19 protein-coding genes and 1 pseudogene are annotated in these 26906 nt (G+C 58.2%); 12 read left to right on the top strand and 8 right to left on the bottom strand.

From position 1 onward, the window contains the following. Window positions 1–233 precede the first annotated feature (233 nt). The 3 genes from BS629_RS34245 to BS629_RS34235 are packed head-to-tail and all read right to left on the bottom strand — an operon-like array spanning window position 234 to window position 8086. Window positions 234–1556 carry an McrC family protein gene (locus BS629_RS34245; RefSeq protein ID WP_018245382.1) on the bottom strand — a complete coding sequence of 441 codons (1323 nt, stop codon included), beginning with the start codon at window positions 1554–1556 and terminating at the stop codon, window positions 234–236. Further along, window positions 1556–4795 carry an AAA family ATPase gene (locus tag BS629_RS34240; protein ID WP_018245381.1) on the bottom strand — a complete coding sequence of 1080 codons (3240 nt, stop codon included), beginning with the start codon at window positions 4793–4795 and terminating at the stop codon, window positions 1556–1558. Before BS629_RS34240 ends, BS629_RS34245 begins: the two co-directional genes overlap by 1 nt. Further along, window positions 4796–8086 carry a TM0106 family RecB-like putative nuclease gene (locus BS629_RS34235; protein WP_026188664.1) on the bottom strand — a complete coding sequence of 1097 codons (3291 nt, stop codon included), beginning with the start codon at window positions 8084–8086 and terminating at the stop codon, window positions 4796–4798. 117 nt (window positions 8087–8203) lie between these two features. Here BS629_RS34235 and BS629_RS34230 point away from each other — a divergent pair, with 117 nt between their 5' ends. Then, window positions 8204–9187 (top strand): helix-turn-helix transcriptional regulator, encoded by a 984-nt coding sequence (locus tag BS629_RS34230; RefSeq protein WP_018245379.1) that lies wholly within the window; start codon window positions 8204–8206, stop codon window positions 9185–9187. A 395-nt stretch (window positions 9188–9582) separates the two neighbouring features. After that, on the top strand, window positions 9583–9843 hold the full coding sequence (locus tag BS629_RS34220) for a hypothetical protein (protein WP_018245377.1): 261 nt from the start codon (window positions 9583–9585) through the stop codon (window positions 9841–9843). Window positions 9844–9912: 69 nt separating this feature from the next. Here the strand turns inward: BS629_RS34220 and BS629_RS34215 are convergent, their stop codons facing one another. From BS629_RS34215 to BS629_RS34205, 3 genes are all read right to left on the bottom strand, one after another. Then, window positions 9913–10716, bottom strand: a complete 804-nt coding sequence (locus BS629_RS34215) for a GIY-YIG nuclease family protein (RefSeq protein WP_018245376.1) — start codon at window positions 10714–10716, stop codon at window positions 9913–9915. A 103-nt stretch (window positions 10717–10819) separates the two neighbouring features. After that, entirely contained in the window at window positions 10820–11683 is an 864-nt protein-coding gene (locus BS629_RS34210; protein ID WP_018245375.1) for a PGN_0703 family putative restriction endonuclease, read from the bottom strand. Window positions 11684–11773: 90 nt separating this feature from the next. Then, window positions 11774–12499 carry a DUF2726 domain-containing protein gene (locus BS629_RS34205; protein WP_018245374.1) on the bottom strand — a complete coding sequence of 242 codons (726 nt, stop codon included), beginning with the start codon at window positions 12497–12499 and terminating at the stop codon, window positions 11774–11776. 493 nt (window positions 12500–12992) lie between these two features. Between BS629_RS34205 and BS629_RS34200 the strand changes: the two genes are divergently transcribed. The 4 genes and pseudogenes from BS629_RS34200 (at window position 12993) to BS629_RS34185 (ending at window position 15923) form a co-directional block, all read left to right on the top strand. Continuing rightward, complete coding sequence (locus BS629_RS34200) at window positions 12993–13667, top strand: MreC domain-containing protein (protein ID WP_018245373.1); 675 nt, start codon at window positions 12993–12995, stop codon at window positions 13665–13667. A 129-nt stretch (window positions 13668–13796) separates the two neighbouring features. Further along, on the top strand, window positions 13797–14351 hold the full coding sequence (locus tag BS629_RS34195; RefSeq protein WP_018245372.1) for a hypothetical protein: 555 nt from the start codon (window positions 13797–13799) through the stop codon (window positions 14349–14351). A 114-nt stretch (window positions 14352–14465) separates the two neighbouring features. After that, a complete protein-coding gene (locus BS629_RS38765) occupies window positions 14466–14831 on the top strand; it encodes a hypothetical protein (protein ID WP_130813554.1) in 366 nt (121 codons plus the stop codon). A gap of 196 nt (window positions 14832–15027) precedes the next feature. After that, window positions 15028–15923 (top strand): annotated as a pseudogene (locus BS629_RS34185) (MBL fold metallo-hydrolase). A gap of 446 nt (window positions 15924–16369) precedes the next feature. Here BS629_RS34185 and BS629_RS34180 read toward each other — a convergent pair. Together BS629_RS34180 and BS629_RS34175 are read right to left on the bottom strand one after the other, a co-directional pair. Then, window positions 16370–18511: a methyl-accepting chemotaxis protein gene (locus tag BS629_RS34180; protein WP_183610777.1), complete on the bottom strand. Its 2142-nt coding sequence runs from the start codon at window positions 18509–18511 to the stop codon at window positions 16370–16372. Window positions 18512–18528: 17 nt separating this feature from the next. Next, window positions 18529–19458, bottom strand: a complete 930-nt coding sequence (locus BS629_RS34175; protein ID WP_077988789.1) for a substrate-binding domain-containing protein — start codon at window positions 19456–19458, stop codon at window positions 18529–18531. A 432-nt stretch (window positions 19459–19890) separates the two neighbouring features. Between BS629_RS34175 and BS629_RS39050 the strand changes: the two genes are divergently transcribed. From BS629_RS39050 to BS629_RS34145, 6 genes are all read left to right on the top strand, one after another. Then, on the top strand, window positions 19891–20034 hold the full coding sequence (locus BS629_RS39050; RefSeq protein WP_158081471.1) for a hypothetical protein: 144 nt from the start codon (window positions 19891–19893) through the stop codon (window positions 20032–20034). Between the two features lie 312 nt (window positions 20035–20346). Then, a complete protein-coding gene (locus BS629_RS34165; protein ID WP_077988812.1) occupies window positions 20347–21285 on the top strand; it encodes a substrate-binding domain-containing protein in 939 nt (312 codons plus the stop codon). 137 nt (window positions 21286–21422) lie between these two features. Continuing rightward, a complete protein-coding gene (iolG, locus tag BS629_RS34160; protein WP_077988787.1) occupies window positions 21423–22415 on the top strand; it encodes an inositol 2-dehydrogenase in 993 nt (330 codons plus the stop codon). Window positions 22416–22447: 32 nt separating this feature from the next. Then, complete coding sequence (locus BS629_RS34155; RefSeq protein ID WP_077988786.1) at window positions 22448–23410, top strand: Gfo/Idh/MocA family protein; 963 nt, start codon at window positions 22448–22450, stop codon at window positions 23408–23410. Between the two features lie 113 nt (window positions 23411–23523). Further along, window positions 23524–25098, top strand: a complete 1575-nt coding sequence (locus tag BS629_RS34150) for a Re/Si-specific NAD(P)(+) transhydrogenase subunit alpha (RefSeq protein WP_077988785.1) — start codon at window positions 23524–23526, stop codon at window positions 25096–25098. An 18-nt stretch (window positions 25099–25116) separates the two neighbouring features. After that, the gene (locus BS629_RS34145; RefSeq protein ID WP_077988784.1) at window positions 25117–26550 is read left to right on the top strand and encodes an NAD(P)(+) transhydrogenase (Re/Si-specific) subunit beta; all 1434 of its coding nucleotides are present in this window, start codon (window positions 25117–25119) and stop codon (window positions 26548–26550) included. Window positions 26551–26906 lie beyond the last annotated feature (356 nt).

Raw genomic sequence — 26906 nt, 5'->3', positions numbered from 1 at the left:
GCATTCAGCCATAACACGCGCTCATCTGCTTCAGAACCCATTTGAAGAAAGTTCGCACAGCTTTGCCGCGTAACAGAATCTCGAATATTGCGACTTTCTGCCGGATCTGCACAAAGTGGACATAGGCTCACGACTAAGATGGATGATCGGTTTTGATTGGTATCCGACAGGCAGGATTAGACCCTTACCCAAAATGAAGCTGACATTCTATACATCCGGTGGAAGCATTTTGATTAAACGTTTCCGCTTTCGTCAAACCTGGGTTTGTCATCCCCGATGACCAGGCGGCGAAGCTTGGCCAGCATTTGCGAGCTGTTCGATACATCGATGCTGGCGGTCTCGAGGCTGGTCGCGTGTCCCGTGATGCGGTAGCGCGCGTGAACCGTGTCTTCGGCGCTAAGCCCCGGGTGGTGGGGGTAGAGCAGCGTCAGGCGTGGCGCGCGATAGAGCTGGGCATAGGCCATCATCTGATAGACATCGGCCTGCGAGACACCCTGCTTGGGATCATCGATCCGCGCAGATATCCTCTTCCACTTGGTGTCGATGACATGAGTCACCGTGCCCCCCTGTCGGATCAGAATATCGGGCTTGGTCTGGAACAGGGCGCGTCCGCTGTCTTGTGCACTCAAACAAAAGAGGCGCCCTGCCTGTAACGAGACGGTGAGTCCGGTCCCCGCCAGTGCGCGGGGGATCAAACGGCCGACATATTCCTCAAACAGCGCGTTCATCTCGAACAGCATGGCAGTGCCCTCGCCGGCGCCGCCTGTGGTCGTCTGATAGCGATCCTGCAAAAAGAGCCGGGCCATGGCGAAGAGCTCCTGCCAGGAGCGGTTGGTACGGTCGATCACAACTTGGTCCCAGCGCAGGGCGGAAACCGGCTCATCGGTAATCTCGGCATAGACGAAGGCGAGCTCCCGCAGACGTTGTTGGTTGGCGGCGCGCCGTGAGAGCCGTGCAAGGCGCACCACAGCCGCTTTCATGATCCGGTTGAGCGGCGTGTCTTCCGACAATACATCGAAGCGGCAGGCAAGTCGCGAAGGGTCGACAGCATGGCGGGTGAACTGACGGGTGATGTCGAGCTGTCCACGCAAGATCGACAAATCCTCCTCGCGGGTGACATAGCGGCGCGGCATGCCCTTGCGCAGGGCTTCGGTCAGTTTGTTGCAAAAGATGCGGATCAGGATTTCGAGGAGGGTTTCGCGCTGCCAGGCAAGATCGGTGATAACGCCCAGGTCAATTTTCAGATCGAGGGCGACAGCCAGCATATGCACCAACCGCTTGCGGATCGCCGCGTTATGGTGATCGAGCGTTTCACCGGGCGCCACATCGATCTTGGGTAGAATCTCCAGGCTTGCATCGCCTACCGCCAAAATCCCGACCACGCCGCGGGCGCGCAGGGCATGCCGGCCATGTTCGAGAACGCCGCTGCCGCCGCGCCCGGCAAATGCCGATCGTGCCGCCAGCGCCGCCAGCTTACTGGCATGGCCGTCAGGAATCTGACCCGCTCCCTCGCCATAGGCGAGCTTGTCCCATTCACGAACCGTATAGGCGGGCATCAGACGGCAAAGTCCGAAAAGTCGAAACGGGGCTTCACGCTCCAGCGCATCTTGTCACCGCCCAGTTCATCATCGGCAAAGCCGGCCGGCGCCGCCATTCGTCTAGCTTCGAGGAAATGGGAGCCATTAGTGCCGTCGCCATCGCCCAACACCCCGGCGACCTTCGACCAATCCTCGTAGAAATACTCGGCCAAGAGCGGGATGACTTTGTGGCGCATGACGTCTTCGACATCGGCGCGGCTGCGGCAGCCGGTGAAATAGGCGTGGCCGATCTGGTGTTCGCGATCAAAGAGATATTCGATCCGCTCGTTGATTGTGAGCAACAGCTTGCACAGATCGATCCCATCGAGATTTGCGGCATCAAGCCCTCTGACCGCTAGGGCTCGGCGCAGTTCTTCAACATCGGGCATCAGCTCGCGGAAGGTAAAGCGGCGGCGTAAGGCGGTGTCGAGCAGCGCGATCGAGCGGTCCGCCGTGTTCATCGTGCCAATGATATGCAAATTCGCCGGCACGCCGAATTCATCCCGCGAGTACGGGAGATGCACTTTAAGCGCGTTAGGCTGACCCAGGCGCTTATCGGGTTCCAGGAGCGTAATCAGCTCGCCGAAGACCTTGGAGATGTTAGCGCGGTTGATCTCGTCGATGATCAACACGAAGGCCTCGCGGTCAACGTCGGCGTCGACCTCCGTGATCACGCTGTTCATGTAACGCTCAAGGGCCGGAATATTGAGGCGCTCCTTGTTCAGCCAGTAGAGCGACCGCATCGTGAAATTGCCGTCATAGATTTCGGTGACGGGAACGCCCGCAGGATCGTGCCAGAGCCAGCGGACGGCACGTCTGTGGCCGAATCGTCCCTCCGGTCGCGGATGATATTCGTAGGGGCCAGTTACCTCACCTATGGCTCGGACCAAGCGGTTCCCTTTCGAGACAACGATGATATCGCCGGACTTTAGACGATTGCGAAACGTATCGGTGATCGACACCTGCCCAGACTGCAGGCTGACCGGCCCTTCGATTTTGCCCTGTGCTTCGCAGGTTTTCAGGATCTCCTCGGCTTTTTCGTACTTTGGGTCGCTCCAGTCGATGTCTTCCCAGTCAAGGAGGGTATAGCCACGTTCCGTCACTTCCTCGAAGAGCTCCTGGTCGCCAGCATCCCTGCTGAAGCCCACCGACATCTTGTAAATCTGGCGGCCCTCCGTGGTGATCCGATTGCTAATCGCTTTTTTGCCGAGCCCGGTCTCTGCTCGTTTCGCAATGCGCCGGAATATCCCGGGCACGGTTTCGAGCCGAAACGCTACCGAGGCCCCTTCTTCGCCTTCCTCGGATCCGGTTGTGGGCTGACGACCCTCGACAAAATCCTCGTAGGCCATCGACTGATGGAATGTGACGAATTCGATCCGCCCTTCACCGACGAGCCGGCGATATTCAGCCATCAGGGCATCGCGGTCATTGCGCAGCGGCTCGGCCGCGGCATCGCCCAGGCAAAGCCGAACCGCCTGCCAGGCCGTGGCGTAGGTCTTGCCGGTTCCGGGCGGCCCGTAGAGGATCAGATTGGTAGTGGCGGGCATCGCGGTGGTGGGTTGGAGCGTCATTATCTGGTGCCCTTCGGGTGCGGCGAGCTGATAGGTGAAGACTGTAGAACTGCTGGGATTGGGCAGGGTGTACGTCGGTACAGGGACATCGGCGAGCTTCTGAAATTTCTCGCCGCCGAGCGCGCTGCAAATGGCCGGGAACGCATCGCGCAGACCCATGTCCCGGCTCAGGTCGCTGGCGCGGATCGTGACCTTTGCCGCGCCGTTCTCACGGGGCGGTTCAACATAATAGTTGTGCGCGCAGAGCCGGATGCGATCAGCATCACGTACTAGATGCTCATAGCGTTCTGGCGGGGTGACCGGCGCATTATCGGCATCGACGATGATATATCCGGCATTGTGGAGCTGGGCGGCGGCATCGGCCTTCTGCCCCCAGCCGCCATTGAGCTGCGTCTTGCCGCGGAGGAAGCCGAGGATTGGCTTGGAGGGATAGATCCGGTTGGGCCGCTCGCGGGTAGAGCGCACCCAATAGTCGCGCGGCTCGCCGAAGGCCTTGAAGATGGCGGCGTGCTCACCCGACTGGCGGTAGCTGTCATAGGCGTCCATCGCCGTCTCGATCGCCTCGCGCGAAAAGGTCGCTGCATCCTCTTCCTTGTAGTTGTGGACGATCCACAGCGCGCTTTGCACATCGATCATGTCGCGCGGCGCCAGGCCCCGGTCCGCAAAAGCGCGGCGGACTGCCTGCATGAAGCGCCATTCGTCGCGATAGGTGTCAGCTATCGACGCATGATCGGGAAATCGGCTGCCGACTGCTTCCAGCCAAAGGTCCTGGCGCACGGAATGGCGGACATAGATGCCCTCCTCGGGAGCGAGATGGAGGTACAGGAATTCTGCGATCTGGCGGGCCGGATCGGGTTTGCCGCCCGGGACGGCCGCGATCCAGGCGGCGACAAAGGCCTCCAGCGCAGAGGCATGTCCGTCGGGTGCTCCAAGCGCAACGTCGACGAGCGCGCGCAAGGCTGGCCAGAGCTGCCCGCGATCGGCGTCGCCCTTGGACGACATCGGCCAATAGGTGCGCCATTGCAGCAGATTGCTCTTGGCCAGCGCGGTGTTGACGGCATCGACTAGTTCCTGGTCGGAGCTGGCTTGCGCGATCACTGTCTTGAGCTCGGCCGCAATCTCCAGCTTGTAGGTCCGCTCCGCCTCATCGAAATGCGGATCGGGCCGATCAAACCGATCGAGGGCGGGAAAGAAATGGCGCAGCCGCTCGATCCAGCGCGTGATCGCAGCCGGATTGAGCACCAGCGGAGCGCCGGACTGCAACAGCAGAGCGATCAGCCGGCGCAGAGCTTCGGCATTCTCAATTCTAACGACACAGCAGTCAGCATCGCCAAAGGACCAGTCGCGGCTGAGGGCGGAATGCCGCCCGCCATCCTTTATACCACTCTGATAGGGTCGTAACTCGGTGGCGAAGGCATTCGCCTCGGCCAGTTCGTGCCATTTTGCATGGAGAAAGACGTTGGCCGGGTTCTGGATTTCCCACAGTAGCCGCTCGCCCGCGCCAAATTCAAACGACGCCATTTTCTTGGTGACGCCATCGCCCGGGCGCAGGCCCGAGCCGCGCACCACGTCGAAAAGCACCCGGCGCAGTGGTGTGGGCCGATCGCGCTCATTTTCTTCGAGGCGCGCCTCGAAACTCTCCCACATTCAAAATTCTCCAAGGTCAGGCAAGGCGCATAGTGTGTTCACAAGGCGCATCTGTTCGACGGTGTCGCATTTTGCTTCGCGTAGCTGCGGCGCGCCGAAAACGAGCGCGAGGCCCTTGGCGCGTGAGACAGCGACATTGATGCGGTTGAGCGAGAACAGGAAATCCATGCCGCGCGGTGTTTCTTCGACCGACGAGGCGGTCATGGATACCAGGCATACGGGTGCTTCCTGGCCCTGGAACTTGTCGACCGTGCCGACACGAATGGCAGCAGGCAAGGCGTCCCGCAGGGCATTGACCTGCGCATTATAGGGCGCGACGACGATGATATCAGCGGGACCAAGCGCGCGCGTTGTCCCATTCTTATCGGTCCAGGTTCCGGAGAGCAGATCGTCAATGGTCGCTTGGATGGCAGCGACTTCCTCGGACGCAATCTGGGTATTGGCCTCGTGGGCGACTGGCACCCAGAAAGCGCCAGCTTCGGGACAGCCCGTCCCGCGCACTGCCTGGACGGCCGTTTCGGGAGCGCTGATGAGCCGCCCTTCATAGACCTGCCGCGAAATAAACTCGCAGACATCGGGATGCATGCGGCGCGAGACCGGCAGAAAGATTCCGCGATCGGGCGGAATGGTAGCGTGATCGCCCAGCATCCACTCAAAACAGGAAAGGTTGGCGGGATCGGGATGCGCTCCCTGAATGACCTGGGGCAATTGACGCGGATCGCCGACCAGCACGATGTTGCGAGCGCAGCGGCCCATGGCGACCATATTGGCCAGCCCCACTTGCCCGGCTTCATCGACGAATAGCCAATCGAGCGCCTGCTTGTGTTCGGGCCGAGCGAAGAAGAAGGCGGTGCCGCCAATCACATGGGCGTGGCGCCATAGCGGATCCTCGTTGTCGGTCGCGCGGATGACGCCGATGCAGCTGTCTGGATAACCGTCCTCGCCGCTGCTGACCTTGTGGCCGATACGCAGACCCGGAACAGGATCGCTATCACCTTGCGCGGCAAGACACCCCATCAGCACATTGCGGATAGCCTCGTGGCTGTTCGAGGCCACGCCAACGCGGTGACCTTGGCGTACCAGCGCCAAGATCGCGCGCGCGGTGACATAAGTCTTGCCGGTTCCCGGCGGTCCCTGGATGGGCAAGACGGTGCCGTCCATGGCGGCGATCGCCGCGATCGTGCCGGTCAAAGGATCGGCGCCACCGAGCACATCGGCGCGCTGTCCCGTCACAAGACGCGGAGCCGCGCGCGCAAGCAGGCCATCGAGCGCTGTCAGGCGGCGCGCGCCGCACTGATCGTCGATCACGTCGCGCAAGGCCGCGGCAATGACGTCGGTGCTAAGCGGCCAATCGGGATGCAGCGTCAGGCGATCGGTCAGGAGATGCGCTTTGGCCGGCCCGGCCTTGACAGCAATGATGCGCTCGCCGCGGTCGAGCTCTTCGATGCTAACACTGGCTGGCGGTCCATCGACGACCGGGACAGTCGCGTTGCGACCGGCGCGCAGCTTGGTCTCCTGGGGCGAAAAGCGGTAGCGCCGTACCATCGAGCGCTTGACCGGCTCTGCGGGGCCGATAGCCTCCAGACCAGCCAGCGTGTCGAGATCATCGATCAGATCGTCCTCGTCCTTGCCGGCACTGTCGAAGACCGCCCATTGCGCCGGCTTGGCCTCGCGCTTGTGGAAGAGGCCAAGATTGAACAACATGTCCCGCCGCGCCTGCGGCAGACCCGATGCGGTAAGCTTGGCGCGAAGGGCTTGCGTATCGGCGTCTTCCTCGACTTCCTTGTCGCTGGCATCGGCCGCCAGCACCGGCCAAGGCGCGGCGGGCCGAATGCTCACCAACCAGTCGCGCAATTCTTCGGTCGAGATGCAGTCGATGCGGTTATAGTCCTCGATCTCATCGAGGATCGATTGTTCGCCGGTTTCGCGCCAGCGCTCATAGGCGACAACCGAGCCACCGGCGGTTTTCACCTCACCCTCGCGCACTCGGCCATAGAAGGCTTCCATCGACTTGATCGAGTAATTGGCTTCTGAGCCGATGAGCCCGCAGCGCACCACGGCGAAAAGATCGACAAAACGCCGCTCGCGCAGCAGACGGTCGAGGAGGGCCTCGCCGATCCCATACTTTGCGGTCAGCCGCCGCAAGGCAGTAATCTCATAGGGCGCATAGTGATAGATGCGCGCTTCGGGATAGGCCGCGAGCCTTTGTCGAAAGAAATCGAGGAGCTCGGACAGGGCCCGCGCTTCGGCGCCATGGTCATGTGCCCAGAAAGGTTTGAACTGCCCATCTAACCAGACGCCGTGGAGATATTCGAGGCCGCCTTCGTAATGCGGGTCGCCCTCGATATCGTAAAAGATATCGCCCGGCCGCGGCGCGGGCAAGAGATCGAAGCCCTTGCCGGGTTCCGGCTCGCGCAACTCGAAGGCGGGCGCCCCGGTCTTGCGGGCATGCTGCAGACGCGCCTGCGTCACCAACCGTGCCCGGGTAGTATCGGCCATGCCGCGGATCGGATGATAGAGCGCGGCCAGCGCTTCCATGGTGGTAACACCGGCCGCCTCAAGCTTCTTGACCTGGGTCCGTGTAATGTTCGCGACGTTGAACAGGCTGTCCTCGGCCTGCCACTGGCTTTCGCAATGATCACCCCAGCGGCACAACCCGCAATCGGCGCAAGGGATCGGCCGGGTCGCCACTGGATTTTTTAGGAAGGCCTCGAGCCGCCGGCGCGCCATGCGGGCATAAGCCTGATAGTCGGCGAGGCGCAGGCGCGCACGGTTGCCATCGCCCAGTTCGACATGGGCAAATTCAGGGGCGATGCCCTGAATCTGCGTCAGCAGGTCCGAGTATAGCACTAGCTGCAGCACATGTTTGGGATGGGGACGTCGCTTGAGCTTGGTGTCGGTCACTTCATAACTGAAGAGGCCGAGGTCCGAAGGGCGCTCGACGCGCTCGAGGAAATCCGACCAGCCGCCCCATTTGTCGCCAAGTAACGCCCCCTGAAAGACGATCCGCGGTCCCTTGGCCAACGCCACACGGGTTTCCCGTGCATTGTCGGCCAGATCGGACCGCGCGATCTCAAACACCGATACACCTGACGCCTTGAGCTTGGCCAGATGCGCGGCTTCATGGGCATCGCCCTGCTTCTGAAGCAGAGCCGCGTCATCACTATCCTCGCGGGGCACCGGCCCGTTGCCTCGCATATAGGCGAGATCGAGCGCGGTCGCATGGCTACAGCCCATGAACCGCATTAGATCCGATGCAGACAAAAATATCTGCCCCTCTATAGTTCGCATTGCCGCCCCCTAATCGAGCGCAATCCGCGACAAGAATTGAATCTCGACAGATTGCAAATTCAGCCATAGCGTATGTGGGTGTCAATATCTGACGTAGTGGCGCCCAGGAATTATGTCATGTCGTTCTCCAAGGCTCAGGATCTGATCAGGCTGGCGCGGCTGGCCGCCACGCGACGGAGCGGGATTGGCCTCGATGAAATCTGCGAGGAATTCGGCGTCTCGCATCGAACAGCGCAACGTATGACCGATGCGCTGGAGACCCTGTTCACCAATGTCGAAGTGTTGGATGGCCTGGACCGTCGGCGGCGCTGGCGTGTCGCCGACCCTATGCTCGACCGGCTCCAGATCCGTCAGGAAACGGCAATCGAGGCCCTAGAGATCGCCAGCCGAACGGCGCGCGGCGAAGGCCGGTTGCGCCACGCTGCCGCGCTGGAAGACGTTCGCGACGGATTGCTAGCGCGTCTGACACCCAAAGACGCCCTGCGCACCGAAGCCGATGTCGAAGCGGTTCTCTTGGCGATGGGATCGGTCACGCGCCCCGGCCCGCGCGTCAATCTGGTGCCGACGGTACTGGATGCGGTGATAGAGGGGCTGCGCGGTCCATTCCGCCTACGGCTACAATATGGAACAGAGGATGCGCCGGAACGGATCGTCGAGCCCCATGGTCTCCTGCTAGGGCATCGAAGTTATCTTGTGGCGCGCCAGCCGGCCCGCGGCGAAGAGATGCTGAACTTCCGGATGGACCGGATGCTGAGCGCCCAGTCCCTGGATGAGAGCTTCAGCCTTGCGCCCGACTTTTCGCTAGAGGATTATGCGGCCCAATCATTCGGCGTCTACCAGGATCCGGCGCAATATGACGAAGTCGTCTGGCGTTTTGCGCCCCGCGCCGCAGCGCGGGCGGCTGAGTTCTGTTTCCACCCCAAACAAACCATTGAAGCGCAAGAGGATGGCGGCCTAATCGTGCGCTTTCGTGCGGCGGGCTGGCTCGAAATGGTGTGGCATCTCTATTCATGGGGCGATGCAGTCGAGGTCATCGCCCCCGAGGGGCTTCGCAGCCTGGTGGAACACCACCGCAGAAGCGATTTCGATGCCTTGCCATAATTGAGCTCAAACTCGAAGGCGCGGAAGCGAATCCATCCGCGTCTGAGCATGACAGCTTCTGTCACCCTTATCGAAGTAGTATGGGAATGGCCCGATTCCTAGGGTCATTCGATAAGGAGCGGGCAAATGGCGAAAGGCAAAGGAGGCGGAAGCAATTTCCGCAGCGCAATCAGTGGGCGGTTTGTAACAACCAAACATGGACTGGCAAGCCCCCGGACGACGGTGCGGGAAGCGAACGGTGGCGGGAGCACTGGGGGCACCTATCGGAGTGCCATCTCCGTCAGCCCCCTTTTGGCCTCGCGAAGCGGCCTGAGCACCGAAGAAGACACTATGGCTGTGGTGGCGGACAAGCTCGCCGAACTTGTTGCGACCTAGCTTCATTTAGAGTTGCGCCGATGCTGAAAACCGATACCCGCCAGGCCAACTGGCGCCGAGCCAATCCGGCCAAATATGATGCTCATCTTGCCGTGCAGCGGGCGGTGACGGCGGGTGATCTGGAAAAGCAAACGTGTGAAGTCTGTGGGACTAAATCGGTCGATGCTCATCACGATCAATACGACGAGCCCCTAAAAGTACGTTGGCTATGCCGGCTACATCATACCCGTCTACACCACCGCGGCGAAGATATGTTTCCGATCCGACGCCGAGACAAGTGATAAAGGGGATTATCAAATACTGCCAAGCAGTTGGGATTCCAAAATAGCGGTTCGTTGGTTCGAACCCATTCAAGGCACTCTCTTGAGTTCTGTCCGGCATGCAGCTTCGACAAACGGAAGCGCGTATTTGACATCGGGAGCGCTCGAAATGCGGATTTCGTCCTTCAATCGCCCCCATCCGTGCGTCTCGGGTATCTTTCGCACTTTCTCTTCAGCGTCCACCAAGCTGGTCTCGGGCAGGCGAATCAGGATTGCCCTTCGCTGGACCTTAATCTCCAGAAAGTTCGTCCCGCCCGAAACCTTGTAGGCGATGCGTTGCCGAGGCGTGACGACCTCGCCCGAACGCAAGCGGCCATCAATCGCCAGGATGTGGTCACGGAGCTCACGCAGAAGCGGCTGCCTGACCGCGTCGGCGTAGGCAATGTGATCCTCGAAAGAGGCAGGGCCTTCCGGCGTTCCTTGCCTTCTCCTCTGTGGTCCTACGGAAGGTTTACGCGGGACAAGATCGATGTCGCCTGTGGTCACAGTATCAGCCATCGGAGCGCTGGGTTCCTGTACAGCTGGTTTCTCCGGACGAAGTCCGACTGCGGCGGCAACTTCATTGAGGATATCAATCGCGAAACTGAGACTGACCTGAAAGAATTCACGGTCCGAACCGGACCGATGCTCCGCCAACCTCTGATGGATCAACCGTTCCGCCCGCTGACAATCCGTCACCCGTCTGGACAACAGCACTTCGAAGTTTTGAGGCACTCCCGTCGCTGACGAGATCTCGGCGGCCCTTTCTTCGGGCGTCCGAGTCGTCATTCCGATCTTATACTGGTTTGCGCGATAGGCTGGATTGAATAGGATGTATATGTGCCCTTCAGTCAAGACTTCCTCCCATTTCGGGAATTTACAACGGCTAGCGGGTTCCTCGGTCCTAGGTTCCAACGCACCTCTGGGTGTCGGTCCGTCAATTTCGCCAGTGGCTAGGCTAGCTCGACGGTGAACCCATTGCTGCCGAAGCAATCTTGTGATCGACCCATGCAGCAAGGCCGTTCCAGAGTTCTCGGTCGAGGCCGACTTGGCAAGCGATCGCAATGATCTGCTGGTATGAGACGGGCGTGATCGCAGATTGGCCGGCGAGACTGGGATCCATCAGACCCCGCTTCGCCTTCCGCGCCGTCGGGAAACTGGGGTGATCGGCAAAGACTGCGAGAGCAGTTCCTTGAAGATGGCGGTGCTTGCCGAGCGCTGCCGCCAGCACGGCGTTGCGCATCCACTGATAGGCATCTCCCTTAAAAGGGCAGGGCGTATGGTCAACACCCGTATCGAGCGCGAAGACCGTTGGGATATATTCCCAGTAACGAATGCCCTTGCCTGTAAGAGCACACTGTGAGCGCACGCCGTTGCCCGGGTTGATCTGATCGACGTAGCTTCCGTTGCATTGGCGCGCGCCAAAGCCTGACACCGCGGTTTGGCTACATTGTCCTCCGGGTTCGGTGAACTTGCACTCGATGACGAGTGCTGCCGCGGAGCCGATAGCAAGTGCATCGACTTGCGTCGGCCTCGGTTCCCCCAGAAGCCGATCAGTATCGGTCCACTCGAGTGTTATCGCCCATGGACCACCCGGTGCCACTCCCACACGCTCGGCGATCGCGTCGAAAATGCGGTCGCGATCTGTGCTCGTTTTGAGTGTGCCGAACACATCGATTGCAATGGCTTGCGACGAATGCACCTTATAGGCCTGAATTCGGTTGGTTCGGTCACGATGCCAGGGAAACGTCTCCCAGTCCTCGATCGCTCCGTGACTGGCCGGAAATAGATTTTCGCGGACTGCCTGGAAATCGGAGATCATCTTGGGTGCGCCTCAATTCCATCAAGCCAAGAAGATGGTTTCCTCCAATCGAAGAGGCTCAACCGTGCAGGCATTCGTGATGGGATCGCTTTAGGTGACACTCGGCTTGTCCACCAGCTTCTCGACCAATCGCCTGAGTTCCGACGGGGTCGTTTGGCCAGCCACAACCTCGTGGTAGCCAATTCCGGCGCGTCGCAACGCCTCTTTCTTTACGGCGTCGCGCGCGGCCGCTGCGCCTTGATGATGCGCTCCGCCTTGGTATTCGATGACGTGCCGCGGTCGGCAGTTGCTGTCCACGAGCAGTAAGTCGACACGCTTGGAATTGATGCAACTGTAGGCGTCTGGGTCGGCACTTCGAAGGATCTCGCCCAATGAAACCTGAGCCATCACCTGCCATGACGGATTGCAGCCGATCACGACACTGTCGAGTTCTCGAAACACCCGGGCTTCACTCTTGTTCAGCAATGGCTGGACGGTGAACTTCGAGCGCATCACAATACGCAGTTGATCCGTGGCATCGATTGGCCGCGATGGCTGAGCAGATGGGGTCTGAAGCCAGGGGCCTTGTATGACGCGCTCGTTCCAGCGCCTTTCCTCCGATTGTGACCTGTTTCTCTCTCGCCACGCCAGTCTGCTCGTCGCGGTTAGATACTGCTCAACGGCCATGCCGATGATAATACCCACGAACAGCGCGGCGATTAGCAGTTCGGGCTTTTCAAAGTCTGCAATGGTTATGCCGCCCGAAGCGCCGGCTGCGGCAGCTCCGATGATCAGCCAAGGTGCTGCGAACAGCACCGACCTCTGGCGATATTGCATGCCCCTCTCCGGATTTCCCGCCAAGATAGTATGACGCTTTTACGGGGCGCGGAAAGTTATCCAAAAGAATGAGGTTTCACACGCCGCAAACTTCCACCCGATGATCGGTTTCCTGTTTCCGAGGGATGGTTCTAGCGACTAGCCGGCATCCGCTTTAGCCAGGATTCCTTCATCGCTGGCACAGCGAAAGCTTTAGAGTCAGTGCCAAGCCTGTTGCCATGGTGTTCACGCTCTGGGCTAAAAAGATCGCATAATGCATCGTCGGGAACCTGTGAGAAAGTCTCGGGACGAACTACTGGTCGCCGTTTCCTTTCAAGAACGTTCAGCGCATAGACCGCCCTCAGCCCCCATCCGATTGGCCACAAATTCTGCTCCGCGAATGGTGCGGTGATCGGAAATGACGGTGGGTGTAGACTGGTAGTCCGGAAGGCGCTATTCGTGATGTACCAGCATACCACCAAACCCTTCCGCGGATTTTCCAAGGCCTCTTATATTGAAAAAAGTGCAACGCAGCTTTGCCGTCGAGTACAAAACCGGCAGGCGAAAACTCGATACCAGGTCAAACTCGATCTGGGGCAACGTGGATCTAAAGTCCGTCGCTCGCGACGTAGAGGAAGAGGCAACGCCGATTCTGTCGGGTAGTTCTCAGTGTGGCAAACCCGTCAATGAAATGTCTTTACCAAAAGCAGATCAGCCCGGGTCGTTGTTGACACCGCCTCTCGGGCCGTCGACAACTGCATCAGATACACAGGAGATAAGCATGGCCGACGAGACTGATACGGCAATGAGTGCCGCTGTTCGGACCGTTGTCGAAACGCCCATTGCGCCGAAAAAACAGCGCAAACCCCGCGCCAAGAAAGCGGCGGCACTCGAGACCGCGTCAGCTGACGCTACGGCAGAGCCAGCAGCTGCTCTGGCCGGCGCCGGTGGTGTGAAGAGGAGAGGGCGCAAGGCAAAGGTGATCGAAGCTGCAGCGAGCGCCAAACGCGCACCTGTGCGCCGTGCTCCAAAGGTTGTGCAGGCAGCGCCGGCCGCGCCGATGACCGCGATCGATGAGATGGCAGACCTTTTGCAGTTGGAAGAGGAAAATCAACGACTGCGCAAGCTTCTGGCTGAAAAACTTCGCGCTGAAAATGCCGATCTGCGCAAACGGCTCAAGCTCGATTGATGTAAGCAGCCAGTCAACCGCCGGCCGCATTTCTATGCTTATCGAGACATAGAGTTTGGCGGCGATGGATGCTGCTGCCGGAATTCAAACTCACTGCCTGCTTGCGGGATAAAACGCGAGGTCGGATAGATGGCGTCTCCCTGGAACCTTCTTGCCCGACTGATCTCCCTAGGACGCGGACAAAAGAGAGAAAACGGCTCGACCGAGAAGGTTACGCCGGACGCGTTGGCTATTTCCGGTCCGACTGAAACGCCTGCCGAGGAGAGCCCGATTAGCGCTGCTCGACCGGCAAGTGAGGAGCTACCTCGTCACGATCAAGCCGCTGCAATCTCCGCAGTGCCAGTGCATTCCGAAGAAGCCGAAAACGATGTCCGCGACAAGGTCGACGGCGATGTCGCCAAAATGGTGGAGGTCGCTAATCCGGCTATATCCGGTGGTACTGGTATCGACGTCACCGCTGCACATGATACCCCTAGGATCAAGCGAACTGTCGAGGTCGCACCGCGCAAGCAAAGGAGCCGCGGCAAGGAAGCGGTGGCGATAGCGAACGATCGTCAGGCTATCCACACTGCAAACGAGATGAGCCTCGATGACGAGATCAAGGTGCTGAGGGATCAGTTGGCCAGAAAGCTAACGCTGCAAAACGCGCAGTTGAGAAAAATGCTAGACCGGTTTGAACGGTGAGCGTGGCGCGCTGCCTGCCCATTTAACCCCGGATCAATTGCAAGCCTGTTGCAGGCGAACGAATCTCAGATTTGAACAGGGTGTCACCGGTTCGAGTCCTTTCAAGGCGAGAATTTGGAAGTTCGGCGACATCCTTCTCCCACATTCAATCATCTGCCCGGTTTCCACATCAAAACACGCCCGTTCGACTCGCTGTGGACGCTGATCGCGCCGGAAACGGGAATCTCACGAGTTGCCGAGCTGCGCTTCCTAGGACATGAAACTGATCGGACGATGGATGCAGCGATCATCGGTCCGCCAATTGAACACGTTATGCATTACCTTCAGCAATTCGGGAATGATCGAGTCGCAGAAGCGATGCCTACCGGCAAGACTACGGCGATCGGGGGCTGCTTCTCAATAAAGTCTGCAGCGGTACGCATCGACACCGCCGAGTTGAGCCATAACCCCTGGAATTTCAGTCCCGCCAGCCAAAATTGAGGGTCACTTTAAGAACCGTCGGAGCTCGGCCGAGACCAGCGTCACTGCTCTGTGAAGTGCCGTCCTCAAATGTGATTTCTATTTTTATATTCAAGCTCTTAACTCTCCCGCTAAACCGGCTAATCAACAAAGCGCGTGCATCCCTTGATGACACCCATTCTGGACCGTCCGACAGGGGCTCATTCGGAGATACAAAGTGATTACACGACGAACCTCTTTAAAACTAGCAGCTGCCGCCGGTACGCTCGCCGCGCTTGCCCCTTCTATGCTGCGGGCCGCGAACGGTGAGCTACAATGGCGGTATTTTCAAGCCGATGAGGCCGGCTTCTGTCGTACGCCGGTGCTTCTGACAAGCGAACATGAAGCCATTCTCATCGACGGCGGTTTCACTTTGCCGTTCGGGCGGGACCTTGCCGAAGCCATCAAGCTTACAGGCAAAGAATTGACAACGATTTATGTCAGCCGCAACGATCCAGATTATTATTTCAGCTTACGGCCCATAGTTGAGGCCTTCCCAGGCGCGAGGGTAATCGCCAAGCCCACCACCGTTCAGGCAATAGAGGCTAATGTCCAAAAGAAGCTGGAAATATGGGCACCAAAATTGGGGGGATTGGTCCGCGCACGCTGGCGGATGTAATTATTCCCGAAGCTTCGAACGAGAGCTCACTAGTCCTTGAGGGTAACGGAATTGAAATCGTTGACGTGCCCGACATGTATGACCGTCGATACATATGGGTGCCTTCACTCGAAGCGGTTTTCGGGGGTGCGTTGATCAATTCCGGCATCCACGTGTGGGTTGCCGACACTCCGTCAGCTGAAGCGCGTGCGTCCTGGGTCAAGGCGCTCGATGCCATCGCAACAAGGAAGCCAAAAATTGTCGTGCCGGGCCATCAGAGCGAAGGGACCAAACAAGGCATTGCGGCCATCGCTTTCACCCGCGAATATCTAATCGCCTTCGAGGAGGAAATGGGCCGCAGCTCGGACAGTGGGTCACTAGTTGCTGCAATGAAGAAACGCTATCCGGACCTGAAGAGAATCGGCTCGCTCGACCTCGGGGCCCGGGTTGCCAAGGGCGAAGTAAAGGGGGGATGACGCTTACGCAGCCTCGACTGAAGAATATGGCGGAGGATACTGACCTTGAAGCATGCCTCGTGCAGTAGCTCCCTGCTTCCGCACGATGGGTTCTTTGCAAAATTATGGTGGCGTGTCTCGGCTCCATAAAACATTCCCTCGGCCCGAGAGGTTGCGCTCGATCGAATCTGAGCATAATTCCCGCAAAGCGTCACAAGCGAATCTCAAAGATCACGACACGCTTTAATGGCCTGCAGGTCGTCGATTGCCGCTGGTTAGCGCGGCATGTCGGAAGGAGAGGGCCTTCCGTTCGCATCTTGCCGCGCTCGCACGTCAACAGACCGGATCCCCGACATGGTGAAGAACGGCTCCGGTTCGACGGAGGACTGGCATCGCGCACATGGTTCAGAGTCCGTTCCAAAGGTCGTTATGCGGCTGGATATCCAGCCGCACCACGACCCTTTTGCCTAGCACGCCATCGCATAAGAACTGTGCTTGATGTCTTTCAGGCTTCTCGTTTTAAACTGTCCGACCAAAGCGGCAAGCCTGTTAGTCTCACACGTTAGGCTTTGTGCGGCAGCGGTGGTTTGTTCGACCATCGCTGCATTTTGCTGCGTAACCTTGTCCATCTGATCGCCGGCGGCCGATACCTCGCGGAGGCTGAGCGCCTGATCGCGTGCCGACACAGCTATTTCAGTCACCGTCGCGCTCATGGCATTAAAGTGCGAAACGATCTGCTCAAGCGAAGATCCTGACTCGCCTACCAACCTGACCCCAACATCAACCTGGTCCGACGATGTCGAAATAAGCTGCTTGATTTCCTTTGCTGCATTTGCGGAGCGTTGTGCAAGTTCGCGGACCTCCTGTGCGACGACGGCAAAGCCTTTGCCAGCTTCGCCGGCCCTGGCGGCTTCAACGCCAGCATTTAGCGCCAGGAGATTCGTCTGAAAGGCAATCTCGTCAATCACGCCTATGATGCTCTCGATTCTTGCGGAAGAATTTTGGATTTCATTCATCGCCGAGATTGCACGATTGACGATTTCTCCGCCTTTTTCGGCGTTCGCACGGGTCGTCGTCACCGCGTCGTTGGCGCGGCTGGCGCCTTCAGCCATACCGTTGACGCCTCGCGTAACCTCCGAGAGCGCTGCGACAGTCTCTTCGAGCGACGAAGCCTGCTGTTCAGTCCGACGAGCAAGGTCATTCGTAGCGGTGGAGATTTCGCCCAAGCCCGACCGTATCGTCGAAACGGCTTGGATGACGGCGTCGAAAGCGCTTTCCAGACTTGCTACCGAATTGTTGAAGCGGTCGCGAATTATGGAGTAGCGGGCATCGACATCACCAATCCTGGCGGTCAAATCTCCGGTCGACAACGCGTCCAAACCCTTGGAAATCTGGCGGAAGGCAAATTCCATCGCGTCTGCCTCAGCCATTCGCTGTCCCTCCTGTCGTTGGCGCTGCTCCTCGGAAGCAAGCCTGACGCTTTCGGCGGCGATATCGGCTGCTGTCTTTGCATGCTTGGTTTCCTGGAACACCATCAGTGAACGTGCCATGGCACCGAGTTCATGGCCGTTGTCGGCGCCATCGAATTCAGCCAAGTCCTCGCCACGAGCAAGTCGTTCCATTTTCGCAGCCATGGTGCGTACTGCAGACGAAATTAAACGCCCCAAATAATATGAGAGTGCAAGGCCGATCACGATCAGCGCTGCACTGACAGCGAGTGTAACTGTGGTAGCACTCGAGGCCGTCTGATCGACGGAGCCATCGAGTTCTTTCTGGGTGTCGGCAACCCTGGCCTGCAAAGCCTGGAAACCCGTCGCTATCTTCGGACCGAGTTCTTCAATTTCGCTGACCCTGATGCGCTTGGTTTCACTCCACACATCCCGCATCTCACCAAGGCGTGCGCCATAGTTCTGCATGAGTTGCGCGGCGCCGGAAAGACGCGTCTGCTGCAGGTCATTGTGGGCCATTCTTGTGGCAGCAGCATTCAGATCGACCGCCTCACTCAGCGCGAGTTGCGCGGTATCATACGCCTTCAAATCGCCGGAGTTTACGAAGCGTTCGGAAAAATAGAGGCTCTTGTTGAGGGCTTGGAGGGTAATCGTTGTCGCGTAGAGAAGCTTCAGGTCGTTCTGGCGCCAGGCACTGCGCAATATGTCGTTCAAGGCAATGCCTGTCCACGGCCCAAATTCAGTGACTTTCGAAAGAAGCTGATCATGCCGTGACTGCAGCGCAACCAGCCTATCGAACGCCTGGTCGTAGGCTGCGACCTGCCCCCTAATTGTGGTGACGTCGGCTTGGAGGCTGGGGCTCCGGGCCAAGCGCGTATCATCAAGCGCAAATGAACTGACCCCGACTTTGAAACGGTTAACCAATTCTTTCGACGGGGCAGACCGAAACGCTTCTGCGGACATCTGAATGTCGCGGAGCCGATCGCTATAAATCGATATGGCTAGGCTTTCACCGACCGTTGCGCGGTAAGACGCAAAGACAGATGTGAGCTTATCCATCCCAGACATGACGTTGAGCGACAGGAGGCTCATGAAGAAGATGAGGGGAAGAAAGCCTAGTGTGATTTGGGCACGGATGCTGAGTTTGTTCCAGAAATGCATAATGTCGCCTCGAAAGCTTACCGGCTATTGGCCAGGTATTGGTCAACGTTCTGTGGGGTGACGAGCTCGAATGGAATGTAGTTTTCCCGTGGCACTTTATCTCCCCGCGCTAGCTTAAGTGCCGCGTCGACGGCTCCCGCGCCTTGGGCGGCGGCATTCTGAAATACGGTGACGGTTAGCTCGCCAGCCTTCATCGCTTCGAGGGCAGGGTGAACTGCATCGATGCCGGCAACAATCACGTTCTTCGTCGCGCCATCGCGACGCTTCAGGGCACGGATCGCTCCAAGCGCCATATCGTCATTATTCGCGACGATCGCGTCGAACTCGACGCCCGCCGTCAGCCATTCCTCGACCTGGGCTTCGGCAAAGTCGGGCGACCAATAAGCAGTCTGACGTTCGACGACTTTGAGACCATTGCAGTCGGGCGTGGCGAGAACATCATCAACATCTGCAGTGCGGGCCCGAGCCGCAGCATGAAAGGGCTCGCCGACGAGTACCGCGATGTTACCCTTTCCATTTAGAAGCCTACACACCTCCTTAGCTTGAAGGGAACCGGATTGCTTCTCGTCGGAAGCGACGACGGCTTGGTTCGCGGGGAGGTCAAGGACGTTGGCCGGAACGTTATTGACATAGACGAGCGGGATGCCCACCCCAGCGGCCATCGGTGTCAGCTGCGCGCCGAGATCCCCGTCGGCGAGCAGTACAATCAGTGCGTCGACCTTGCGAGCCACGAGTTCTGTGACCTGCTTCTTTTGCAGCTCCCCATCACCGTTCGCGTCCGTCGTGACGACATCGATGCCGCCTGCTTCCTTTGCGTGTGTGAGAAGGCCCTGAAGCAAAGTAGAATTGAATTCGTCCAGATTGGAGACCGAGACGCCAAGCGTCGCGGCGTTCGTTTGTGATGTCAACGTTAACATTAGCAATGTTGAAAGTAAGGTCCGGCGCATTTCCCTCTCCAAAAATGTTGGCTGTTGCGGAATTATCAAACGTTTCCAGTAAAAAGAGAATTAATCACATGAGGCAACGGGAACGACTGCGACAGGACCTGGCGTCGCATCGCCGTTGGTCGACGCCGCGATAAGGGTATCGCGAAACGCAGACTGGGCAATCATTGGACGCCGCTGCGGAAAATCGGCCGCGGCGTTCGACGAAAGGCTGACGAGGAAAGGTTCGCATGAACCAGCGAGCATTATCTTACGAAACAGGCCGCCAAAGGATGAAGGCACAGCGCAACGCTCGGCCCGTTTTGGTTGGCAAGGCAGTTTTCCTCATGCCTCTGTCCCAATGCCGCCTCGAGGAGTAGGAGTGGGGCGTGAAGTCCAACGGACTCATCGCCCGACCGCGGCCGCCGAAGGTGCTGGATCCGTTTTGGCGGAATCTTGATCGACCCCGACCGCGCGCTGCAGTACGGCGAGACTCGCCTGGGCCTGCATCAGCCTCAGATCACCGATAATAGCACCCTCGCTTGCGAGGAAGGCGGAGATGGGATGACCAAAGGTTATTCCAAGCAAGATGGCGGCTGAGAGCAAATACACACCGCGCTTTGTGGTCTTGGATATGTGCATATTTGAGTTCCCTTTTTTGTTAATGATAGATTAAAAAAAATTTTGGTCAATCAGAATGTAATCGTTGACATAGGCAAAGTTCAATGTTGTATACGTTAACATAGATCCAATATGGCATTTTGTTGTCACTGGCTAGCCTCAAGATGGTGGTCAGCGCGTCGGAATATAGCGGATCTAGGCATGTAAACGATAACATATTAACGGCTTCGGAGGAGGCCATTTCGGTGACAGCGACGCCGCTTGCACGCCACGTCAAGGAGGGGAATGCGCATGAAAAAGCTCATCACTGGAACTGCAGCACTGCTTTTGGCTACGTCGCCTGGTTATGCCGGGGACATAGGCGTTGCCATCTCGCACAGCGACTCTTTTCTCGCTGTCATGGTTCAGGGAATGAAGGATGAGGCGGCCAAGACAAAGCAGCCGCTCCAGATTGAGTTTGCTGAAGCCGACATCAACAAGCAGCTGTCGCAAATTCAGAATTTCATCGCCGCGAAGGTCGATGCCATCATCGTCAACGTCGTCGAAAGCTCGGCATCCCCGGCGATCACCAAAATGGCGGCCGATGCCGGCGTGCCGCTGATCTATGTCAACAATACACCGAGCGACCTCGATGCGCTCGGCTCGAAGGCCGCATTCATCGGATCGAACGAAGCCGAGGCTGGTGAGCTCGAGACGAAGGAAGTTTGCCGCGTTTTGAAGGAAAGCGGCAAGACCAGCGATGCAGGGATCCTGATTATTCAGGGCATCTTGGCCCAACACAGTGCCGAACTGCGCAGCAAGGCCGTACATGATGTAATCGCGACGCCCGACTGCAATTTCATGAAAGTGATCGACGAACAGTCGGCCAACTGGGATCCGGTCAAGGCGCAGGACCTGATGACCAACTGGATTACGGCCGGCTACAAGCCTGCTGCGGTAATCGCGAACAATGATGAAATGGCGCTCGGCGCCATCAATTCCATGAAGGCGGCGGGCTGGGACATGAAGGACGTCGTCGTTGCGGGCATCGACGCTACCAAGGAAGCGATGCATTACATGCAGACCGGTGACCTGGATGTGAGCGTTTTCCAAGATGCGATCGGTCAGGGTGCCGGGTCCGTCGACGCCGCAATTAAGATGGCGAAGGGAGAAAAAGTACAATCCCCCGTTTGGATCCCGTTCGAACTGGTCAATCCGGCCAACGTCGACAAGTACATCAGCAAGAACTGACACCGCCGGGGCAAGACAGGTGTGCATCCCGGTGCGCACCTGTTTCTCACGAAGGATTCGCGTCCGGCCCCTCGCGGAGGCGACCTAGAACCTGGCAGAACACTCGTCGATCCTTGGATCAGGAAAGAGATCGTAAGATGCTTAGATTGGGTATTTTGGGCTGCGGTCGCATCGGTCAGGTGCATGCTGGATCGATCGGACGGATCCAAGGCGCTGAACTCGCTGCCGTTGCCGATATTTCCTCCGAGGCAGCATCTGCCTGTGCGGCGCGCTTTAGGACGGTCGTTCGCGGCATCGACGAGATTATCAGTGCCAACGACATTGACGCTGTCGTCATCGCCACGTCGACATCTACGCATTTCGATTTGGTGACCGCAGCAGCGCGGGCAGGCAAAGCGATCTTCTGCGAAAAGCCGATCGATCTTTCCTCAGAACGAGTTCGCTCTTGCATTGAGGCCGTGAATGCAGCCGGTGTCGCCTTCATGACAGCCTTCAACCAGCGTTTCGATCCTCACTTCAGCGCTCTTCAGGCGCGCGTGCGGGCAGGTGAAATCGGCGATGTGGAGACCGTTTCAATCGTCTCGCGCGACCCTAACCCGCCTCCCGTGTCCTATGTCAAAACCTCAGGCGGCCTTTTCCGAGACATGATGATCCATGACCTCGACATGGCGAGGTTCGTTCTCGGTGAGGAGCCGGTGAAGGTATTTGCAGTAGGATCCAACCTTATCGATGCGGGCATCAAGGAAGCCGGCGACGTCGACACGGCGGCAGTCATTCTAACGACGGCCAGTGGACGAATCTGCCAAATCACCAATTCGCGCAGGACGACTTATGGCTACGACAAGCGTCTTGAAGTCCACGGATCTAAGGGGATGCTTCGCGTCTCCAACGTGCTTGAGAACCTCGTCGAGCGGGCGGGAAACAGCGGCTTTGGACAGGCGGTCGCCCAAGCCTTCTTCCTCGAGCGATTCGAGGCGGCCTACCTCGCCGAAATGCTTCATTTCGTCGAGTCAGTATCGTCCGGGACCGCCCCGGTTCCGAGCGCCGAGGATGGACTTCGCGCCCAGCTCATTGCCGATGCAGCAACCGAGTCATGGCGAGAAGGCCGGCCGGTCGCCATCCCTCGCTAATCGCTAAAATATGTAACATTCGGAAAACGCTCATGAAAATAGCAATCGTCGGCCTTGGCAAGGTGGCGGAGCTCCACGCCGAGGCACTTCGTCAGATAGGACCACATATTTTTGCCGGCGGTTGGAGTCGCTCGGTGGAAAAGGCTGCGGATTTCTGCCGACGTTTTGGGGGGGTGGCGTACCCGTCGGTCGAGGCGCTCCTGGCCGACGAGAAGATCGACGCCATTCTCGTTGCGACAAGCACGGATTCCCATTTCGAATTTGCCAAGCGTGGTCTCCAAGCGGGAAAGCACGTTCTCCTGGAGAAGCCTCTTTGCGAAAGAGCCGAACAGATTCGGGAGCTTGCGGACATCGCCGTCAGATATGATCGTATCTGCATGCCGTCGCACAACTACATCTACGCAGAGAACATGCGCCGCCTCAAAGTTCATATCGAGGACGGCCGGCTGGGTGACATCGTTAATTTCTGGGCGATCTATAACAAGCGTCATGACGCCTCCATCGGTGAACCCGACCTGACGATGCGGGAATTGATGGTTCATCACGCCTATTGCATGTTGTTTTTCCTCGGGCGTCCCTCGCATGTTTACGCCACGGGCACAAACGTGCATTTCGACGATAAGCAGGCGCACGACCAGCTCATGATCACTGCGGAATATGCCGATGGGAGAATCGCAAACCTCTGGGGCAGCTTCTCGGCCGACGACAGAAGTCGCGAACCGTGGTCATGCTATTTTAAGGTCCTGGGAACCGAAGGAAGCGGTGTCGTTGCCTGGGATGTGACGAAGTTCGGGGAGGCATCCATCCCATTCTGGGATGATGCTACTTATTGGGACAGTTTCCTGCAGGTCGAGCAATATTTTCTGAACGAGTGCCTAGCAAAGGCTTCACCTCCGCTGTCGACGTTGGCTGATGCCTTTGACGCAGCAGTCATTCTCGACGCGGCGCGTCTTTCATTGGTCGAAAAACGTCGGATAGAAGTCGCCTACCGGTAACGATTGATAACCGAAGCGAACATCCTTCGTGACGGTAGCAAAATCGAATGGAATCCCATCCGGACCTCGATCTGCCCGGGGATTTGCTCGTCAACAACCATTTGTGAGGAAAGATGAAAATCGGGGCGCCGAAGGAGAGCTATGCCGACGAAAGACGCGTCGCACTGACACCAGAGAGTGCGTTGCACCTCCAAAAGCTCGGATATGAATGCCTGGTGGAAACGGGTGCGGGACTTCCCTCGGGCGTTTCGGACGACGCTTATCGTACAGCTGGTGTCGAGGTCTTGCCTACTGCACAAGATCTGTGGCAGGCGGCGGATGTCGTCGTGAAAGTCAGGCCGCCGCAACAGGAGGAACTGGCACTTCTGACGCAAGGCAAGACTATCCTATCGTTCGTACATCCCGCCCAGAACGTCGATCTGCTCGAAATGGCCCGCGTGCGCCAAGTTAATATGATCGCTATGGACATGGTGCCGCGCATCTCAAGGGCACAGAAAATGGACGCTCTTTCGTCCATGGCAAATATCGCCGGTTATCGCGCGGTAATGGAGGCCGGCAATAGCTTCGGACGCTTCTTCACTGGACAAGTGACCGCAGCGGGCAAAGTTGCACCGGCGAAGGTCTTGGTCATCGGCGCAGGAGTTGCCGGACTTGCGGCAATCGGGACATCGACGGCGCTCGGCGCGATTACGTACGCCTTCGACGTTCGCCCCGAGGTCGCTGAGCAGATTGAAAGCATGGGCGCGCAGTTCGTCTTCCTCGATTTTACCAACGAGCAGCAGGACGGGGCGGCGAGCGGCGGCTATGCGACGCCGTCATCTCCGGAATTCCTCAACGCCCAGCTGAGTAAGTTCCGGGAGCTTGCGCCACAGATCGACATCGTCATATCAACCGCCATGATACCAGGGCGTGATGCTCCCAAACTCTGGCTTGCTGATATGGTCGCGACCATGAAGCCCGGCTCCGTGATCGTAGATCTTGCCGCTGAGCGCGGTGGAAATTGCGAGCTCACCGTCGTCGACCAGATGGTGGTGACTGCGAACGGCGTCAAGATCATCGGCTACACAGATTTCCCAAGTCGGATGGCGGAGCAGGCCTCGACGCTTTATTCCAACAACATCCGCCACCTGATCACGGATCTGACCCCGAATAGGGATGGCCGCCTCGTCCACAATATGGAGGACGACGTCATCCGCGGCGCCACGGTCGCTCACGAGGGTAGAATAACCTATCCGCCGCCGCCACCGAAAGTTCAGGCCATCGCCGCCCAGAAGCCGAGTGAAAGGTCGAGGGAGTCCAGTCCTGAGGAAAAGCGCTCGCAGGAGCTGATGGCCGTCCGAAGGCGGACCAAAGCCCAGGGACAGCTGCTGGCCGGCGGCACGATGCTCCTCCTGTTGGTCGGCGCAATGGCACCACCCAGTTTCATGGGACACTTCACCGTTTTTGTCCTCGCTTGTTTCATCGGGTTCCAGGTTATCTGGAACGTCAGCCATTCACTCCACACGCCGTTGATGGCGGTGACAAATGCCGTATCGGGAATCGTGATCGTCGGCGCACTTTTGCAGATCGGGTCCAGCAACGGAATGGTCATTGGTCTCGCTGCTGTCGCTATCCTAGTCGCCACCATCAACATTGTCGGCGGCTTCCTCGTGACGCGGCGGATGCTCTCGATGTTCCGGAAGTCCTGATTAGTTGGGGTTACACATATGACTATCGGTGTCATTTCGGCCGCCTATATCTCGGGGGCGGTGCTCTTCATTTTATCTCTTGGGGGCCTGTCCGGCCAAGAAAGCGCGAAGCGCGCCGTCCGCTACGGTTTCGTTGGCATGGCGATTGCGATTGCTGCCACGATCCTCGGACCGGGCTTCGGCCATCTGTCAATCACGTTGGCGATGATCACGGTCGGCGCTGCAACGGGTTGGCTGGTCGCAAAAAAGGTCCAAATGACAGAAATGCCGCAGCTTGTCGCGGCTCTGCATTCTTTCGTCGGCCTAGCGGCCGTGCTTATCGGCTTCAATACCCATTTGGAAGCAGAGACTATTGCCGGACTAAACGAGGCGGCCAGAGAGCAGCTTTCAGGGTTTGCGGCGATTCTTGCGAGCAAGACACCATTGGAAATGGCGATCATGAAAGTCGAGGTTTACCTCGGTGTCTTCATCGGAGCCGTCACCTTTACCGGTTCTGCAATCGCTTTCGGGAAGCTGGCAGGAAAGCTTGACAGCAAGGCGCAAAAGCTGCCCGGGGGCCATACCCTCAATGCCGCTGCGGCCATCCTTTCGCTCGTTTTGCTGCTCGTTTATGTGCGAGGCGCTGATGTTTGGGTGCTAGCCGCAATGACGGTTCTCGCCTTCTTCATTGGCTTTCACCTGATCCTGGGTATCGGCGGCGCCGACATGCCTGTCGTCGTTTCCATGCTGAACAGCTATTCGGGCTGGGCTGCGGCTGCGATCGGCTTTACGCTCGGAAACGATCTTCTGATCGTCACCGGTGCATTGGTCGGATCTTCGGGCGCAATTCTGTCTTACATTATGTGTACGGCAATGAACCGTTCCTTCGTCTCGGTTATTCTCGGCGGCTTCGGCGCGACGACCGGGTTTGCCGTTGCGATTGAAGGCGAGCAGATCGCTATTGATGCCGATGGCGTCGCCGCCGCACTCAACGAAGCCGACAGCATTGTCATCGTTCCGGGATACGGCATGGCAGTCGCGCAGGCCCAGCAAGGGGTCGCGGAATTGACACGCAAGCTGCGCGCTGCAGGCAAAAACGTGAGGTTTGCAATTCATCCTGTCGCTGGCCGCCTCCCGGGTCACATGAACGTGTTGCTTGCCGAAGCCAAGGTTCCCTATGATATCGTCCTCGAAATGGATGAGATCAACGAGGACTTCTCCCAAACTGACGTCGTCATCGTCATCGGTTCAAACGATATCGTCAATCCAGCAGCTCAGGACGATCCAGCGTCGCCGATCGCTGGAATGCCTGTGCTGGAAGTCTGGAAAGCAAAACAAGTCTTCGTCTCGAAGCGCGGTCGGGGCACCGGCTACTCTGGTATAGAAAACCCGCTCTTCTGTCGCGAAAACACGCGCATGCTGTATGGCGACGCAAAAGAGAGCATGGCGCAGTTGCTGCCGCAGATTGGCTGATTGTGCCGTCGCTGAGGGAAAGATGGCGTCGCAGTTCTTGGTTTGCTGGCAATTGCTGCCGCTTGGATTGACGCGATTCAAACGGCCGGTTGCCGGCGCCGGGGTCCCTCCGAAATCAAATAGTGCGGCACGTTTCCGTTCGGAAGGGCAGCAGTCACTAGCTCAACCCGGCCAATAGTAGCAACTCGGTCCTGTTTTGCGGCTAAGGCGGGCTGGAGGAGATGCTTGCGTGTGCTGCGCATTTGGTTTTGGCTCCTGGCAATTGGCGGGTTATTCCCGATCACATTTCCAATGTAATCGTTGACATTGAGTTTTTCTCGTGTTGTATACGTTAACATTACAGTTTCTTGACGGGG

Source organism: Rhizobium leguminosarum bv. viciae USDA 2370, assembly GCF_002008365.1.
GTDB lineage: Bacteria > Pseudomonadota > Alphaproteobacteria > Rhizobiales > Rhizobiaceae > Rhizobium > Rhizobium leguminosarum.
The sequence above is the reverse complement of the archived record's forward strand: the minus strand, read 5'-3'. Positions and strand labels throughout refer to the sequence as shown.

Excerpts from the sequence above, each read along its gene's own strand:
- BS629_RS34245 (WP_018245382.1), bottom strand. The coding sequence starts at position 1,556 with ATGCCCGCCTATACGGTTCGTGAATGGGACAAGCTCGCCTATGGCGAG.
- BS629_RS34240 (WP_018245381.1), bottom strand. The coding sequence starts at position 4,795 with ATGTGGGAGAGTTTCGAGGCGCGCCTCGAAGAAAATGAGCGCGATCGG.
- BS629_RS34235 (WP_026188664.1), bottom strand. The coding sequence starts at position 8,086 with ATGCGAACTATAGAGGGGCAGATATTTTTGTCTGCATCGGATCTAATG.
- BS629_RS34230 (WP_018245379.1), top strand. The coding sequence starts at position 8,204 with ATGTCGTTCTCCAAGGCTCAGGATCTGATCAGGCTGGCGCGGCTGGCC.
- BS629_RS34220 (WP_018245377.1), top strand. The coding sequence starts at position 9,583 with ATGCTGAAAACCGATACCCGCCAGGCCAACTGGCGCCGAGCCAATCCG.
- BS629_RS34210 (WP_018245375.1), bottom strand. The coding sequence starts at position 11,683 with ATGATCTCCGATTTCCAGGCAGTCCGCGAAAATCTATTTCCGGCCAGT.
- BS629_RS34205 (WP_018245374.1), bottom strand. The coding sequence starts at position 12,499 with ATGCAATATCGCCAGAGGTCGGTGCTGTTCGCAGCACCTTGGCTGATC.
- BS629_RS34195 (WP_018245372.1), top strand. The coding sequence starts at position 13,797 with ATGGCGTCTCCCTGGAACCTTCTTGCCCGACTGATCTCCCTAGGACGC.
- BS629_RS34180 (WP_183610777.1), bottom strand. The coding sequence starts at position 18,511 with ATGCATTTCTGGAACAAACTCAGCATCCGTGCCCAAATCACACTAGGC.
- BS629_RS34175 (WP_077988789.1), bottom strand. The coding sequence starts at position 19,458 with ATGCGCCGGACCTTACTTTCAACATTGCTAATGTTAACGTTGACATCA.
- BS629_RS34165 (WP_077988812.1), top strand. The coding sequence starts at position 20,347 with ATGAAAAAGCTCATCACTGGAACTGCAGCACTGCTTTTGGCTACGTCG.
- iolG (WP_077988787.1), top strand. The coding sequence starts at position 21,423 with ATGCTTAGATTGGGTATTTTGGGCTGCGGTCGCATCGGTCAGGTGCAT.
- BS629_RS34155 (WP_077988786.1), top strand. The coding sequence starts at position 22,448 with ATGAAAATAGCAATCGTCGGCCTTGGCAAGGTGGCGGAGCTCCACGCC.
- BS629_RS34150 (WP_077988785.1), top strand. The coding sequence starts at position 23,524 with ATGAAAATCGGGGCGCCGAAGGAGAGCTATGCCGACGAAAGACGCGTC.
- BS629_RS34145 (WP_077988784.1), top strand. The coding sequence starts at position 25,117 with ATGACTATCGGTGTCATTTCGGCCGCCTATATCTCGGGGGCGGTGCTC.